Here is a 15,181-nt window from a genome sequence, read left to right as displayed (position 1 = left end):
ATGCGTAAATGGCTGTGGTTGATCCTGTTGGCTTTGTTTATTTTGGAGGGTACCATACTGCAATGGATCATACCATCGGTATGGCAATCCAAAATCTATGTGGCGCCTCATTTTATCGTTGTGATCGTGATTTATATCGGTCTTTATGTAAATCGGCATACGGCGCTGGTTTACGGTCTTATTTTTGGATTATTGCAGGACTTTATTTATTATTCACCGATGCTCGGTCCGATTTCATTTGCAATGGGCTTGACCGGTTATTTGGCTGGCTTGATGCATCGCCGTCTTCATTCCAACATTATCGTGAGTATGCTCGTTATGGCACTCGGGAATTTGTTTTTCGATTCCATCATTTATGGGCTGTACAGACTGTTCCAAATTAATCATCTGGATCTGCAGTGGGTATTTTTCCATCAGATGCTGCCGACTATGCTGATTAACCTCCTATTCGCGCTTATGGTCTACGTTCCTGTCAGAAAGTTGTTCGAAAGCATGCAGGCTGCAAAGACTGACGCAGAGGAATAATTTTTCATTGAACAAGCAGGAGTTACGTCGAAAAAGGCCGAATTGTATTAGGTGTAGGGAGGTAGGGACGGGGATGGCGGCTGCAAAACATCATGTGATGATTAAAGGTGTAAAAGAAGGTCTCGTATTTCTTCTGGATGACAACTGCGCATTCGAAGAAATTATCGAAGAGCTGCACCATAAACTGGAAAAAACGCATCAAAAAATATTGACGGGACCGATCATTCATGTTCACGTCAAATTGGGTACCCGTACTGCCTCAGCCGAGCAAAAAGATCAAATTCGCAGCATCATAGGTCAAAAGGGAAATTTGTTAATTCAGTCCATCGAGTCTCAGGCGGTGGATCCGGTAGCGATTTTATCCAATACAGGTGATGTGCATTTGGTTAAAGGTATTGTGCGTTCGGGTCAAACGATGGTAAAGGAAGGCAACATTTTGTTTCTGGGTGATGTGAATCCGGGAGGAGAGCTCATTAGCACGGGCAGTATTTATGTGATGGGCTCGCTCCGCGGAATGGCTCACGCCGGTGTGAATGGCAACGATAAATCGATTATCGCAGCTTCTCATTTGAGACCAACCCAGCTGCGCATATCCACTATTATCAGTAGACCTCCGGACGAATGGGGCATGAACGAAGCTTTTATGGAATTTGCTTATGTCAAAGATGGCAAAATGGAAATTGACAAAATCCACCATTTGCATAGATTGGTTATGGAACAGTAACAAGAAGGAGTTGAGCACTATGGGTGAAGCAATTGTCATAACCTCGGGAAAGGGCGGGGTCGGTAAAACGACTACCTCTGCTAATATCGGAACGGCGCTGGCGCTCAATGGCAAAAAGGTTTGTATGGTCGATACCGACATTGGCTTGCGTAATCTGGATGTGGTCATGGGGCTGGAAAATCGGATTATTTATAATTTGATTGATGTTGCTGAAGGACGCTGTCGCTTGGCGCAAGCGCTGGTCAAGGACAAGCGTTTCGATGAGCTGTACATGCTGCCAGCCGCGCAAACTCAAGATAAGAGCGCGATTTCCCCTGAAGCAGTCAGAGAAATTGTTTTGGAGCTCAAACGCGATTTTGAGTATGTCATTATTGACTGCCCTGCTGGTATTGAGCAAGGCTTTAAAAATGCGGTTGCAGGCGCGGACAAGGCTATTGTGGTGACAACACCGGAAAACGCAGCCGTTCGTGATGCTGACAGAATCATCGGTCTTCTGGAAAACGAGAAAATATTTTCGCCCAAGCTGGTCATTAACCGTATTCGTCAAAGTATGGTGAAAAAGGGTGAAATGCTCAGCATTGATGAAATCACCTCCGTTCTGGCGATTGATCTACTCGGTATCGTACCGGACGATGAGTACGTCATCAAAGCGGCTAATATAGGGGAGCCTACGGTTATGAATCCTAATTCTACTGCGGCGATCGCTTATCGTAACATTGCTCGTCGCATTCTGGGAGACACAGTTCCACTCATGCCAATGGAAGAAAAGTCAGGGGTATTGACTAAATTCAAGAAGTTTATCGGGATGGGATGAGCATGTTTTGCTGCAAAAACTAAAAAATATCGATTTGTTGATCGTAGCCATTCTTTTGTCATTCATGGTTATTAGTACGCTGCTTGTTTATAGCGCAACGCTCGATGATCCCAATATCGTGTTCGATATGAAAAAAACGATTACGATTTATATTATTTGCATATTGGCCTTTCTCGGAGTGGCCTTGGTTGATTATCGTGTTTTATTAAAAATATCGCCTTATTTTTATTTGACAGGGCTTGTGTTGCTCATTTTGGTCTATTTATTTGGTATGGAAATCAATGGTGCCAAAAGCTGGTTTCAGCTTCCGGGTAAATTGCTGTTCCAGCCTGCGGAATTTATGAAGCTTATGCTCATTCTTGCTCTAGCCGCGTTCATGGCCAGAAGGCAAGGGGAAAAGCTGCTTTTTTTGACAGACATAGTGCCTATAGGTTTTATCGTACTCATTCCTTTTGTCATGGTGCTGATTCAGCCGGATTTGGGAAATGCTATAATTTTTCTGGTTGTTTTGGTCGGAATGCTGTGGATAGGTAACATTAAGTATACGCACTTTTTAATAGGCATTTTATTGGTGATAGCGGGACTGTTTTTATTTTATTACCTATTCACTCATTTTCATGATCCGATTCAGCAATATTTGAAGATGCAGGGTAAAGGACATTGGGTTACCCGGATTGATACCTTTATAGATCCAGATAATGCTTCCAAGGATCACAGCTTCCAGGTGGTCAATTCGATCAAAGCAATTGGATCGGGAGGCTTGTCAGGGGAACGATATTTGCAAGGTACCTCGGTCCACCGCAATTTCATTCCTTACGCATATTCCGATTCGATATTTGTCGTATTGGCTGAAGAATTCGGATTTGTCGGTTCATCGGTGCTGCTGCTGCTGTATTTTGTGCTTATTTATCGGATGATTCTCATCTCGATTCAATGCCATGATAAAGGCGGAGCTTATGTTATTGTTGGCGTGGTGTCGATGTTCGTGTTTCAAATTTTTGAAAATGTCGGGATGCTGCTGGGCATTATGCCTTTGACAGGGATCACACTCCCGTTTATCAGCTACGGGGGAACATCATTACTTTTGAACATGATGAGTATGGCTGTTGTGGTCAGCATACGGATTCATCAGGAAAAAGAACCTACATTTCGAGCGTAGAAAAAAGCACCTGTAGAGGTGCTTTTTTTGTGCGAACACAACAATTATGTGCAATTCACATGGAGTTTCTTGCTATAATAAAGGCAGGTAAACCATGGGGCGTAGAAGAAGTGGCGAAAGGCTGTGATTTACATCAGGCATATTTTGTTGTCCAAATATTTTTCGCGATTGTTCTGGTACAGCGTATTCATTGTCATATTTCCTGTTATAGTGCTTGGTGGCTTTTCCTACTATAAATCCTCGGGTATTACGCTTCAAAAAGTGAATGAAGGCAATGCGCAGGTTACGCTGCAAACCAAGCTTTAAGCTATGTACAGTGGCCATTAACCGTTCCGGCACCTCAAAGAGCGTTTCGGCACCCGATTCCGCCTGCGGGCAGGGTCAGCGATTTTCCGGCGATTACCGCTAATCGTTTTGGACAGGGAACGGCTTTGTATGTAGCTGCTCCGATTTTTAAAGCGTATTGGAACAACAACCATTTTTGGCTGCGGCGAATTATGAATAACTTGTTGAACCATTATGATACGTCTCAACCCTTTAAGGTTGAAGCGCCGACCACCGTGGAAGCTAATTTGATGGAGAAGGACGGAGTCCGTTATCTTCATTTGATCAATTTTCATAACGGTCACACAGGCAGCCGCAAGCAAGCTTTGTATGATCCTATTGAATCCATTACTCCTGTTCATGATATTAAAGTCACGCTCCACAGCTCTGGAATTACAGAAGTTGTACAGCAGCCGGAAGGGAACGTATTGGAATTGAGACAAGCAGATAAGGGATATGAAGTGACAGTTCCTAGGCTGCATATTCACAGTGTGCTGGAAATCCGCTGATTCGTTTATCAAAGAAATAACATAAAGGCAGCTTTTGCAGAGAGTATGATCTGCAAAGCTGCCTTTTGATATGATAATCCGTTCCAATCTCAGCCTATACGTATTAACCTTTGATGCCCGTAGTAGAGATACCCTCGACAAAGTATTTTTGCGCGAAGAAGAATACGAGGATACAAGGAACCACTGCGACTACCGACATCGCCAGCACCTGATTCCAGGCTACACTGGTCGAATTATCAAGGGCCATACGCAGACCGAGGGCCACGGTGAAATTTTTCACACTGGTAATATAGATCAGCGAGTTGAAGAAATCGTTCCATGTCCATATAAACTGAAAGATCGCCGCCGAAATCAAAGCAGGCATCGCCAGCGGCAGCAGAATACGGACAAGAATGACGAAGGAATTGCAGCCATCCATTTTGGCCGATTCATCCAGCTCCCTTGGCAGTCCGCGGAAAAATTGAATGATCATAAAAATGAAGAACGCACTGGTCGCCAGCATCGCCGGAACGATAAAAGGCAGGTAGCTGTTCAGCCAGCCGAGTTTTTTGAACAAAATATATTTGGGTATAATGACGACGGCATTCGGCAGCATGAGCGTAGAAATCATCAAGGAAAACAACAGCTTCTTCAATGGAAAGTTAAATCTGGCAAAGCCGTAAGCAACGATGGTGCTGGAAATTACCGTAAAGATTACAGTTGGAATCACAAGCTTAAACGTGTTCATGAAGAACAGGCTGAACGAATATTGACCGGAGCCTACCCAACCCTTTGTATAGCCGTCCCACAGGAACTGATTGGGCCAAAGGCTCAGCGAGCCGAATATTTCTTCGTTGGATTTAAAGGAAGCGGTGAACAGCCATATTAATGGATAAATCATAATGAGTCCGAATATGCACATCAGCAGGAACGTAATCGAATTTCTGACTGATTCTGATTTCATCGTTTATCGCCTCCATCTTCATAATGAGCCCATTGGGAGGACGATTTGAACACTAGTGCGGTGAAGAGCATAATGATGGCAAACAATACCCAGGAAAGGGACGAGGCATAGCCCATTTTCAAAAACTTGAAGCCTTCATCGTACAGCTTCATTCCGAACAGATAGGTTGATTTTAAAGGTCCGCCATCCGGTAAAATAACAAATGCACCGGTAAACTCCTGGAAAGCATTGACGATTTGCATGATCATGTTAAACAGCAGGATCGGCGTCAGCAAGGGCAAGGTGACGGAAAAAAACATTCGTACCTTCGAAGCTCCATCGACGCGGCCAACCTCATACAGCTCGCTTGGAACCTGCTTTAAACCCGCCAGGAACAGAACCATTGATGAGCCAAACTGCCATACATTCAGCATGGAGATCGTGTACAGCGCGATATTCGGGCTGCCGAGCCAATCGACACCAGGGATATGGATCGTAGCCAGCAATTGGTTAACGATACCTTCCTTCATGAACAGGAATCTCCACAGAACGGCGATAGCCACACTTCCCCCAAGAATCGAAGGTAAATAATAAACCGTCCGGAATATATTGACGCTGCGCAGCTTGGCAGTCAAAACCACGGCAACAAACAAGGCGAATGCGAGCTTAGCAGGAACGGCAATCACCGCATAGATGAGTGTTACCTTTAAGGATTGGTAGAACATATCGTCCTTGGTGAACATGTCAATGTAATTTTTAAGGCCAATAAATTTGGGCGGATTGATAAGATCAAACGATGTGAAGGAGTAGTAAAAGGACATCAAGAATGGATATAGCTCCAGGCATAAAAAGCCCAGCAACCATGGACTGATGTAAAGCAGGCCGATATATTGGTATTTCCTCTTTATATGAACAGTAGGCTTCGTTGCTGCCATTTCCTCACCCCGTGCATGGTCTATTTGAAGTAGAAATGCCGCTGGTTGTCAGCGGCACTTCCTAAATGTGACATTGAAGCTGTATGTGACAGTTACTTTTTCAATTCTTTCAATTTGTCTGTATACCGTTTGACCAGCTCATCAGCTGCTTGCGCAGGAGTTATTTTGTCGAAAGCGACTTTTTGAATAATATCTTTGCCAATATCTCCAAGCTGAGAATTTTGCGTGATAGCATTATCGGGAACAGCCTGATTTTTAGCAGCAAGATCAACAGCGTCAGCTACATTTTTGTCCAGCTTATTTGCCTCGACAATAGCTTTTTTGGCAGGCTCCAGTGCAGGTACAGCCCGAACATCCCCAAGAATTTTGGCAGCCTCGGTATCGCTCAACAGCCAGTTTGCGAACTTAAGTGCTTCTTCCTGACTCTTCGATTGCTTATTGATACTCAATACCATGGAAGGACGGATAACGGCAGCACCGGTTTTGGAATCCTTGTACGCTGCTGGCAGAACGGATTGGATTTCTGTGCCTTTAGGCAGTGTATCTTTAAATTTGATAACCTCACTGCTCCAGCCTTCAATAGCTACCATTTCCTGATTAATCCATTTTGGATTTTGGTCAGTTTTACCGGAAAATAACTGGCTTTCGCCAAGCGGCTGGAATACACCTGCTTTATACGCTTTTTGAATCCAATCAAAGGCTTCGGTTGCCTGTTCCTTGGTGAAGGCTATTGTATAGTCATCCTTGACCATTGGACTATTGGTTTTTTGTCTGAGCATGGAAGAAAACATAACCTGTACGACACCAAGATCGGAGTTCATCAGATACATTTTGCTATCCTTCTCATGCAGCTTGCGACCTTCCTCCAGCACGCTGTCCCAGGTCCAGGCTTGATCGGCTTTAATACCCAGCTTATCTGCCAGCGTCTTGTTGAAAACTAAGGTTCGCCCGTTCGTACCCATAGGCAAGCCAATGACCTTGTTATTGTAGGTTGTGAAGTTTTTCAGATAAGTGGCGTCAAAGCCTTTGAGATCCAACGATTTTTGATTCGATAAATCTAGCAGAAGCTCGCTGCCGCTGCCAAGCTCAGATAGCCAGGGCTGATCCAATTGGATCAGATCGGGCGCTGTGCCACCGGCCAACTGCGTTTTCATTTTTTGCTCGTAGCCGTCAAAACCGCCATATTCGGCTTCGATGGTCACATTCGGGTTTTTCGTTTTGTACAAGCTAATCGCTTCCAAGGTTGCCTTGTGACGGGAATCGCTTCCCCACCAGGCAAATCTTAAAGTAACCGGTTTGCTGCTGTCGGTTTGACCTGCATCCTTGCCTTGGGATGGACTTGCTGGTTCTGGTGTACAACCGACCATGCTGGCTGAGAGCAAGGATATAGCAACAGCCGAGCCCCATAATTTCTTCATATGATTCATGTTCTGATCCCCTTTATGTTCGATTATTCAGCTTCAAGCAGTTACAGGTCCTATTATAACAACGAGCCTGTCAGCTTTAAATCCATCTGATTTGATAAAAGGTTTGAATATTTGTCTATAATGCTGGTGAAGGCAATAGGATTTGGGGTGCTTGATTTGCTATTAGTTTTCATTATTTGTCATCGTATTGTTTGCAGTTCATCGTTCCTCTATAATAAACCCAACACAATTGGGAGCATTCGAATAGGTAAAACCCCAAGGAGGACTCACATGTACACACTGCTGGTCGTTGATGACGAGACGAAGATACGTAATGGCATATGCAACTATTTCCCATGGAACGAGATCGGCTTCGAAATCATCGGGGAAGCGAAGAATGGACGGCAAGCGTTGGATATGATCCTCAAGCAGCAAGTGGATGTGGTGCTGAGCGATATCAAAATGCCTGTCATGTCAGGCGTAGAGCTGGCCCAGGAATTGTTTAGCAGAGAGATCAGTACCAAAGTTGTGTTTCTGACGGGCTACAAGGAATTCGATTATGCGCAAAAAGCCCTCATGTATGGCGTCAAAAGCTATATTATCAAGCCGACCAAATATGAGGAACTGCTGGCGACCTTTAGTCGAATCAAGGATGAGCTGGATCGCGAAAGACAGCAGGAGTTGACAATGCCTGTACCACTCGCAGCGGATGCAACGGTTCAGCTTGCTGAGGCGCCAGAAGATCCGATAGAGGAACAGGGCTATCATGAAAAGAAAATTGCTGCTATCAAAGCGCACATCATGGAATGCTATCGGGATGTGACCTTAGAGGAAGTCGCGGGCTTGTTCCATATGAATCTGTACTATCTCAGTAAATATTTCAAAAAATGGTCGGGGCAAAATTTCTCGGAGTACGTGATTTCCGTCAAAATGGAGAAGGCCGCGGAGCTTTTAAAGGATTTTTCCTACAAATCCTACGAAATCGGCAGTGCTGTCGGCTACGATAACGCGAAAAATTTTTCAAGAGCCTTTAAGCTCTACTTCGGTAAAAGCCCTCGTGAGTTCCGCGATTCCCCTCCATGATGCTATCCCTTACATGTCAGGGCAAATGATCCGTAAAGAATGGAAGGCGAACACATGAAAAACAAATTTTTTATTAAGCATTTGTCGATGTTCCTGCTTCCTTTGCTCATCCCGCTTACGATTTTGGGAACTTTGTCGCTTCTCATTACGCAAAATTATATTAAGGAAGATATCAATAAAAATTCGGTTAACGTACTCAAGCAAACGAAGGAAAATATAGAATTGATTTTAAGTGAAACCGACCCGATGAGTCTTGTATATGGTTATGATTTGAAGGTCATTGAAGCGTTAAGCTCGATTATGAAAAATAGCTCTTTGACGCATGAAGAGCTGATTTCCTTTGATATTCTGAAAAGCTTTCTGAGTGCCCCGGCTAACGCGCGGCCCTATATCGATTCCTTTTACATTTATATGCCTAATGCCACAGGCCGTTTTATTTCCTCCAAGCAGGGGTTATCCGATTTGCAAACCTATAATGACAAGGAGTGGTATTCGCATTTTATTGAAAAAGACGAGAAGGTCAAGCTGTGGATTGAGCCGCGCAAGGTCAAGCAGTTCGAGTTTGAATCCATGACTACGCCGCTTGTCACCATCTATCAACGGATTGAGTCGACGAACGGGGTTATTGTCCTGAACATTCGCCCGATCTACATTGAAAATGTTTTGAAGTCCTTGTCCACCTTTCCGGAGCAGTGCATTCTGGTAGTGAATGAGAATAATCAAATTATTTTTAGTGATCGCCAGCCTGAATACCTCAAGGAATTGAATATGGAAAGCATCAATAAGTCGAATGAGGCCTTCTATACGATCAAGCTTGCTAATGAATCCTATATCATATCCCAGCTGAATTCAGCCCGCTACGGCTGGAAATATATTTCAATTGTTCCTCAGCGCGCGTTGTACGAGGTGCCGTTCCGAATTATTCAAATCACAATGCTGCTGCTGCTTATTTCGTTCATGCTGGGTCTCGTTCTTGCCTATTATTTGACTAGTAACCGGTATAAGCAAATCGCTAATATTATCGATATTATTGACTCTGCTGAAAAGGGCAACCCGCTGCCCTCACTTCCGGAAGGAGTAAAGGATGAGTACGCATATATTGTACAAAATATCGTAAAAACATTTATAGAGCAAAGCTACCTGAAGGTCCAGCTCTCCGAGCGCAGATACAAGCTGCAGGTAGCCCAGTTCACCGCTTTACAGTCGCAAATCAATCCGCATTTTCTATTTAACACGCTGGAGGCCGTGAACTGGGAAACGATCGCATTAACAGGAAAGCCGAATCAGGTTACGAAAATTATTGACAATTTATCGGAGATCCTCCGCTACTCCTTAACCAATCCGGAAGAACGGGTATCCTTGCAAACCGAAATAAAAAATGTGAAAAGCTATCTGGAAATCCAGAAGTACCGGTATGAGGATAAATTTGATCTGGAATGGGACTACGATCCCAAGGTAATCGGCTTTCGGGTCATGAAGCTGTTGCTGCAGCCTTTAATTGAAAACAGTATTTATCATGGGATCAAAGAAAAGGAAGGACATGGCTTGATCCGAATTAAAATCAGGCTTAAGGAGTCAGCACTGCATATTGCTATTGTGGACAATGGTTTGGGGATGCATAGAGATACGCTTCAGATGCTCAGAAAAAATGTAGAAACCCAGCACGAATATTCGGAGCATATCGGGCTTTTCAATACTAACAAACGGTTGAAATTGGCCTATGGAGAGGCGCACGGTATTACTATACGCAGTAAAGAAGGATGGGGCACAGCCGTTTATCTGAAAATTCCGATGACTCCGGCTAACATGGACTCTAGTGACCATGCAGACTGTTCTTAACATGGTGAGGTTCGAACTTTGGCTCTGTATCTCAGATACAGGGCTTATTTATTGAGGACCCTGCTTGCTTGTTATATTCGAGTGTACAGGCTCATAGGATGAAATATACAAGCCCTATTGGATGCAGGAGGATTATCGACATGAAAACACGGGATAAAATGAGCCATCGGCACATGGAGCAGCTGCGAGAGTCTTCGGAGCGTTGGAATGATCCTGAATATGTGTGGAAACGTAAATGGATGCAGGAATATTCGGAGCAAGCACAAGCAGATCCTGAAGATGGGGGCGGCTGGCCGTTTCGCCCTAATGCCAATTCGATTCGAATCAAGCTGGTGATCAGCTGTGCGCTGTTTGCAGCCGTCTGGGGATTGTTTCAAATAAATCATCCATGGGCCAATATTGCCAAATCTCATATTGAAGCGTCGTTAAATGAATCTTTTGATTTTCATATGGTTACTTTATGGTATGAGAGACAATGGGGAGGGAATCCGTCGCTGCTTCCTGCCTGGATGCCTGGCAAGCAGCAGGAGGCACAGAAGGTGTCGGCTCTTAAAAAGCATTATTTTACTCCAGTGAAAGGAATGGTCATTGCTCCTTATGAATCGAGTCGATTGGGGGTCACGCTTGAAACGAAGGCGGATGCGACGGTAGCGGCTCTGGATACAGGCTTGGTTATTTACAAGGGCAATAAGGATGAGACGGGCTTGACCGTTGTTATACGGCATGCGAATGGCCTTGAGTCTGTGTATGGCTGGATTGAAGCAAAGGTCGAGCTTAACGATTGGATAAAGGGAGGGGAAACGATAGGTAAGGTTTCTGCCAACACCTCCAAGCAGGCCGGCTATCTGTATTTCGCCATTTCCAAGGATAATCGGTATATGAATCCGATGGATGTGGTTGCTTTTGATTAGGTGGAATCGTTGGATCGGTGTGCCTGTTCGTATTCATCCGCTGTTTTCAATTGTCATGCTGCTATCCGTAGCTGGTGGTTATTTTATAGAAATAGCTACTTTGTTCGGAATAGTGCTAGTTCATGAAATGGGTCATGTGGTAGCTGCCAAAGGGTTTGGCTGGCGCATCAAGGAGATACTGCTGCTGCCTTATGGCGGTGAGGCTGTGGTTGAGGAGCTTGGCAATGTACCGGTTTGGCAAGAGGTGATCGTCATCATCGCAGGACCGCTGCAAAATATAGGGATGATGCTGATTGCTTATTTGCTGCAATGGATGGGCCTGGTATCGGAGCAATGGAGTGCCTATTTTATTGAAGCAAATCTGTTTATTGCCTTGTTTAATCTGCTTCCCATCACGCCGCTTGATGGAGGAAAACTGCTGGAATCGCTGATGAGCCTATGGATGCCTTACCATCGTGTCATCACGATCAGCAACTCCTTAAGCCTTGTGCTTAGCCTGCTGGTGACCATTATCTCCATCCTGCATGTAATACGTGGAGGCGGTATTCAGCTGAACCTGCTCATGATTGGCTTATTCCTGCTCTATTCGAACTGGTACAGCTATAAAGGCAGAGCTTACCATTTCATGCGCTTTTTACTGCATCGCGAAACGGCGTTGGTTCGATTAATGGGGGCAGGAACGATGGCTCAACCTATCGTAGTTAATGGGAGTCGACGTATCAAGGATGTCGTTCGTTTATTTATGCGTGAACGATATCATCTGGTTTATGTACTTGACGAATATGGATCCATAAGAGCCGTTGTATCGGAGCAGCCGCTGCTGTATTCCTATTTTAATGAGTCCAAGCGGGGATGTGCGATTTCTGAGCTTTTCATGTAAAATGGAAGGCGAGGTGGAAAAGATGAAGCAAATTCTGGTTCAATGCGGACAAGATCAAATTGAAGTAGCTGTGTTAGAAAATGGCAAGCTGGCTGAGTATGACAACGAGTCTCGTGGAACCGAGCAATTGGCTGGCAATATGTATTTGGGGCGTGTTATGCGTGTGCTGCAAGGTATGCAGGCCGCATTTTTGGATATAGGACTTGAGAAAAATGCTTTTTTGTACATCGACGATATGCTTCCTGCTCATCTGGATAAACAGCCTCAGCAAAAGCCGTTGGTCACCGACCTTGTTCAGGAGGGACAAACCTTGCTGGTTCAAGTGGTGAAGGAGCCGGTTGGAACCAAGGGCGCACGTGTGACGACTCATCATTCGATTCCAGGCAGATGGGGAGTTTATATGCCGGAGGCGGATTATATAGGCGTATCCCGGAAAATTGCCAATGAAGAGGAGCGGCTGCGTCTCAAGCGGGCTGCGGAAAGCAAGGTGCTCCCGGGAGAAGGCTTTATCGTACGAACAGCGGCACAAGGAGTTTCGGAGGCGACGATTGCGGCCGATTTGGAAGAGCTTCGACAACGCTGGCTGGAGGTAGAGAAGCTGGTTGAACAGCCAGGTGTCGTGCCGCGGAAGGTGTACAGCGATTTTGGGCTTCTGTCCAGATGGATTCGGGACGGGTTTAGTGAGGACATCAAAGAGCTTTGGATCGATGATAAAGAAATTCATCAATCCGTCGTTTCACTGCTGCGTACATCAGCTCCTTCGTTGTGTGACCATGTCCGTTTGTATGAGAGCCGGCCAATATCGCTATTTGCGACTTATCATGTGGATGAGCAGCTGCAAAGCGGCTTTAAACGAAAGGTATGGCTTGACAACGGCGGTTATCTGATTGTTGATTACACGGAGGCACTGACGGTCTTTGATGTCAACACGGGCAAATACACGGGTAGTGTCAGCCTAGAGCAGACGGTGTACGATACGAATTTAATGGCAGCCAAGGATATTGCAAGGCTGTTGAGATTACGGGATATCGGTGGATTGATCGTCATCGATTTTATCGACATGGGTCTGGAATCGAATCGACAGCAGGTTTTGGAGCTGCTTGTAGAGGAAACACGCAAGGATCGAACCAAAACGGTCGTTGTCGGTTGGACAAGGCTTGGACTCATGGAGCTGACCCGCAAAAAAATAAAGACAGGTACAGATAAGCTTCCTGTGAGCCGCTGCAAAACTTGTGATGGCAACGGCTGGATTTGGACCAAATGACCGTTATTTTAAGCCAAGAAGTAAGTCTTGCTTTGTTAAGTTCACTGTGATAGAATATTCGAGTATGTTGCAAAACATGCTGTAACCGCGCGAAACGGGTTTAAGTATGTGTAGGAGTAACTACACATCACCTGTGTATAGGCGAGTCTGAGACATGAAGGAGGTGCAATAATATGTACGCAATTATTGAAACAGGTGGTAAGCAATACAAGGTTCAAGCTGGAGATGTTCTTTACATCGAGAAATTGAATGCTGGTGAAGGCGATTCCGTTACTTTTGACAAAGTTTTGGCTGTGTCTAAAGAGTCTGGTTTGGTTCTTGGAGCTCCATTGGTTTCCGGAGCTGCTGTTTCCGCGAAAGTGGAAAAGCACGGTAAAGGTGAGAAAATCATCGTTTACAAATACAAAGCCAAGAAAAACTACCGTCGTAAACAAGGTCATCGTCAACCTTACACTAAAGTTGTGATTGAAGCTATCAACGCTTAAGGATCAGCAGATGATTCGTGTAAAGATTAGACGCAAGCCTGACGGTCGGATCTATTCGTTTCAAGTAAAAGGTCATGCCATGTATGATGAGCCTGGCAAAGATATTGTCTGTGCAGGTGTATCTGCTGTTACGGTAGGTACGGTCAATTCGGTCGAAGCATTGCTCGGAATTCAAATGAAGACGAAAGCCAAGCATGGCTATTTGGATGTTGAGCTTATTGAGCTTGCGGATAACGTAGTGGCTGAAAAGGTACAGATGCTGCTTGAGTCGATGGTTGTCATGCTGCAAACTATTAAACAATCGTACAGTGCGTATATAGATTTGCAAGAAAATACGAAATGAAGGAGGTTGACACCATGTTACAATTAAATCTTCAGATGTTTGCATCCAAGAAGGGTGTAGGTTCCACAAAGAACGGTCGTGACAGTATCGGTAAGCGTCTTGGCGCTAAGCGTGCTGACGGACAAGGAGTTAGTGCTGGAAGCATCTTGTACCGCCAACGCGGAACTAAGATTCATCCGGGAAATAACGTAGGTATCGGTTCTGATGATACGTTATTTGCTCTAATCGAAGGCGTTGTGAAGTTCGAGCGTTATGGTCGTACTCGCAAAAAAGTAAGTGTTTATCCATTTGAAGTCGCTCCGGTGGCTGCAGCTGTAGAAGTATAATACGTCATCGACGATAGCCCCGGCGATTCAGTGTCGCCGGGGATTTTTCTATATTTGGAGTGGATCGGAGAGGTTGGAATGGGTTCGAATCGACCGTTCAACGAAGAATGCTTCAGCAATCAGAGTGACAATGGAGCCTTGTTAATGGGTGACGAGAGAGAATCTGATCAGGATCTCCGATTGATTCGCTTGTTTAACCACTATCGGCATGATTGGATGAATGAGATTCAATTAATATTCGGTTATGTCAAGCTGCGCAAGTATGATAAGCTGGAGAGCTTGATGCAAACCATCAAAGTGAAGGTTCAACGGGAAAGCAACATCTCGAAGCTGGGAGTTCCAGAACTTATCGTGTATATATTCTCGGTACAGGCCGAGGTGAAGGAATTAAAGCTGGAAGTCGAAATGGAGCACGAAATCCATTTAAATGAATTATCGATCGATTGTAAAGAATTGACCCGGTTGCTGATTGCAGTCATTGAAGTTTTTAAAGAGCATGCGGTCGTTCACCATGAGCATGAAAATGGTTTACTTCTAAAGCTGACACAAACCGTTGGCAAGCTGACCATAGATGGTCATTATCCTTGTGACAAGACTGGTAATCAGCTGCTGCCTGCTCTCGAACGAGTCGGGCTCCAATCGGTTATGAATATGACATGGAAAACAAATCAATGGGATGGACATTCTATAGGAGTGAGCATCGAATTACTGTTGAACATATAAAGAGGTGTA

18 protein-coding genes and 1 other annotated feature are annotated in these 15,181 nt (G+C 44.8%); of the genes, 15 read left to right on the top strand and 3 right to left on the bottom strand.

Annotated elements, in window-relative coordinates; translation table 11 throughout:
• From mreD to LRL21_RS03480, 6 genes are all read left to right on the top strand, one after another.
• Complete coding sequence (gene mreD, locus LRL21_RS03505; RefSeq protein WP_240414374.1) at window positions 1-525, top strand: rod shape-determining protein MreD; 525 nt, start codon at window positions 1-3, stop codon at window positions 523-525.
• Between the two features lie 73 nt (window positions 526-598).
• Entirely contained in the window at window positions 599-1,249 is a 651-nt protein-coding gene (locus LRL21_RS03500; protein WP_240414373.1) for a septum site-determining protein MinC, read from the top strand.
• A 19-nt stretch (window positions 1,250-1,268) separates the two neighbouring features.
• On the top strand, window positions 1,269-2,063 hold the full coding sequence (gene minD / locus LRL21_RS03495; protein ID WP_240414372.1) for a septum site-determining protein MinD: 795 nt from the start codon (window positions 1,269-1,271) through the stop codon (window positions 2,061-2,063).
• A gap of 7 nt (window positions 2,064-2,070) precedes the next feature.
• The gene (locus LRL21_RS03490; protein ID WP_240414371.1) at window positions 2,071-3,222 is read left to right on the top strand and encodes an FtsW/RodA/SpoVE family cell cycle protein; all 1,152 of its coding nucleotides are present in this window, start codon (window positions 2,071-2,073) and stop codon (window positions 3,220-3,222) included.
• 147 nt (window positions 3,223-3,369) lie between these two features.
• Window positions 3,370-3,528: a hypothetical protein gene (locus tag LRL21_RS03485; protein WP_240414370.1), complete on the top strand. Its 159-nt coding sequence runs from the start codon at window positions 3,370-3,372 to the stop codon at window positions 3,526-3,528.
• Between the two features lie 125 nt (window positions 3,529-3,653).
• Entirely contained in the window at window positions 3,654-4,055 is a 402-nt protein-coding gene (locus LRL21_RS03480) for a hypothetical protein (RefSeq protein WP_240414369.1), read from the top strand.
• A gap of 103 nt (window positions 4,056-4,158) precedes the next feature.
• Here the strand turns inward: LRL21_RS03480 and LRL21_RS03475 are convergent, their stop codons facing one another.
• From LRL21_RS03475 to LRL21_RS03465, 3 genes are all read right to left on the bottom strand, one after another.
• The gene (locus tag LRL21_RS03475) at window positions 4,159-4,998 is read right to left on the bottom strand and encodes a carbohydrate ABC transporter permease (protein WP_240414368.1); all 840 of its coding nucleotides are present in this window, start codon (window positions 4,996-4,998) and stop codon (window positions 4,159-4,161) included.
• Window positions 4,995-5,912, bottom strand: coding sequence for a carbohydrate ABC transporter permease (locus tag LRL21_RS03470; RefSeq protein WP_240414367.1), 918 nt, complete (start codon window positions 5,910-5,912; stop codon window positions 4,995-4,997). Before LRL21_RS03470 ends, LRL21_RS03475 begins: the two co-directional genes overlap by 4 nt.
• Before the next feature lie 92 nt (window positions 5,913-6,004).
• Window positions 6,005-7,339 carry an ABC transporter substrate-binding protein gene (locus LRL21_RS03465; RefSeq protein WP_240414366.1) on the bottom strand — a complete coding sequence of 445 codons (1,335 nt, stop codon included), beginning with the start codon at window positions 7,337-7,339 and terminating at the stop codon, window positions 6,005-6,007.
• A gap of 270 nt (window positions 7,340-7,609) precedes the next feature.
• On the opposite strand from LRL21_RS03465, the gene LRL21_RS03460 reads away from it, so the two are divergent.
• The 9 genes from LRL21_RS03460 (at window position 7,610) to LRL21_RS03420 (ending at window position 15,172) form a co-directional block, all read left to right on the top strand.
• Window positions 7,610-8,401 carry a response regulator transcription factor gene (locus tag LRL21_RS03460; RefSeq protein ID WP_240414365.1) on the top strand — a complete coding sequence of 264 codons (792 nt, stop codon included), beginning with the start codon at window positions 7,610-7,612 and terminating at the stop codon, window positions 8,399-8,401.
• Between the two features lie 54 nt (window positions 8,402-8,455).
• A complete protein-coding gene (locus tag LRL21_RS03455; protein ID WP_240414364.1) occupies window positions 8,456-10,240 on the top strand; it encodes a sensor histidine kinase in 1,785 nt (594 codons plus the stop codon).
• A gap of 140 nt (window positions 10,241-10,380) precedes the next feature.
• Window positions 10,381-11,151 carry a M23 family metallopeptidase gene (locus LRL21_RS03450; RefSeq protein WP_240414363.1) on the top strand — a complete coding sequence of 257 codons (771 nt, stop codon included), beginning with the start codon at window positions 10,381-10,383 and terminating at the stop codon, window positions 11,149-11,151.
• On the top strand, window positions 11,144-12,031 hold the full coding sequence (locus LRL21_RS03445) for a site-2 protease family protein (protein WP_240414362.1): 888 nt from the start codon (window positions 11,144-11,146) through the stop codon (window positions 12,029-12,031). Before LRL21_RS03450 ends, LRL21_RS03445 begins: the two co-directional genes overlap by 8 nt.
• A gap of 22 nt (window positions 12,032-12,053) precedes the next feature.
• The gene (locus LRL21_RS03440) at window positions 12,054-13,295 is read left to right on the top strand and encodes an Rne/Rng family ribonuclease (RefSeq protein ID WP_240414361.1); all 1,242 of its coding nucleotides are present in this window, start codon (window positions 12,054-12,056) and stop codon (window positions 13,293-13,295) included.
• A 73-nt stretch (window positions 13,296-13,368) separates the two neighbouring features.
• Window positions 13,369-13,454: a sequence feature (ribosomal protein L21 leader region), on the top strand.
• Window positions 13,455-13,468: 14 nt separating this feature from the next.
• Window positions 13,469-13,780 carry a 50S ribosomal protein L21 gene (rplU, locus tag LRL21_RS03435; RefSeq protein WP_240414360.1) on the top strand — a complete coding sequence of 104 codons (312 nt, stop codon included), beginning with the start codon at window positions 13,469-13,471 and terminating at the stop codon, window positions 13,778-13,780.
• Between the two features lie 10 nt (window positions 13,781-13,790).
• Complete coding sequence (locus LRL21_RS03430; RefSeq protein WP_240414645.1) at window positions 13,791-14,123, top strand: ribosomal-processing cysteine protease Prp; 333 nt, start codon at window positions 13,791-13,793, stop codon at window positions 14,121-14,123.
• A gap of 14 nt (window positions 14,124-14,137) precedes the next feature.
• Window positions 14,138-14,449, top strand: a complete 312-nt coding sequence (gene rpmA, locus LRL21_RS03425) for a 50S ribosomal protein L27 (RefSeq protein ID WP_076231585.1) — start codon at window positions 14,138-14,140, stop codon at window positions 14,447-14,449.
• Between the two features lie 78 nt (window positions 14,450-14,527).
• Window positions 14,528-15,172, top strand: a complete 645-nt coding sequence (locus tag LRL21_RS03420) for a Spo0B domain-containing protein (RefSeq protein ID WP_240414359.1) — start codon at window positions 14,528-14,530, stop codon at window positions 15,170-15,172.
• The last annotated feature ends 9 nt before the right edge of the window (window positions 15,173-15,181 follow it).

The sequence above is a fragment of the Paenibacillus periandrae genome, from assembly GCF_022458865.1.
Lineage (GTDB): Bacteria > Bacillota > Bacilli > Paenibacillales > NBRC-103111 > Paenibacillus_S > Paenibacillus_S periandrae.
Note: the sequence above shows the minus strand (reverse complement) of the source record. Positions and strands in the feature narration are given on the sequence as shown.